The organism is Facivitalis istanbulensis (genome assembly GCF_040560405.1).
Classification (GTDB): Bacteria; Pseudomonadota; Alphaproteobacteria; order Sphingomonadales; family Sphingomonadaceae; genus Sphingomonas; species Sphingomonas istanbulensis.
Genome location: NZ_JAVSCQ010000093.1, coordinates 1 through 371, shown reverse-complemented (window position 1 = coordinate 371; position 371 = coordinate 1). Strand labels below are relative to the sequence as shown.

Genomic DNA, 371 nt, shown 5'->3' with positions numbered 1-371 from the left:
TGACGCTCGGCTACCAATTTGACGCGAACGACAATCGCACGCGGATGACGTATCCCGACGGCACCTTTTTTACGTTCGACTACGACAGCCTTGACCGCCGGACGGCCGTCCGCGAGAACGGCGGGACCGTGGTGGCGACGATCAGCTATGATGCGCAGGGGCGCAGGGCGGGTGACAGGCGTGGACTGGTATCGAGCGGCTACGGCTATGACGCGATCTCACGGCTGGCGAGCCTGAGCGACGATCTGGCGGGTACGGCGGACGACGTGACGACGACGTTCGAGTATAATCCGGCGAGCCAGATCACGGCGAAGACACGGTCGAACGATGGCTATGCGTTCACCGGCTATGTGAACGTGAACCGGGCCTAT

1 pseudogene is annotated in these 371 nt (G+C 62.5%); it reads left to right on the top strand.

Features of this window, described 5'->3' with window-relative positions:
- Window positions 1-44: 44 nt before the first annotated feature.
- A pseudogene (locus RN629_RS18330) lies at window positions 45-371 on the top strand (RHS repeat-associated core domain-containing protein); the annotation flags it as partial.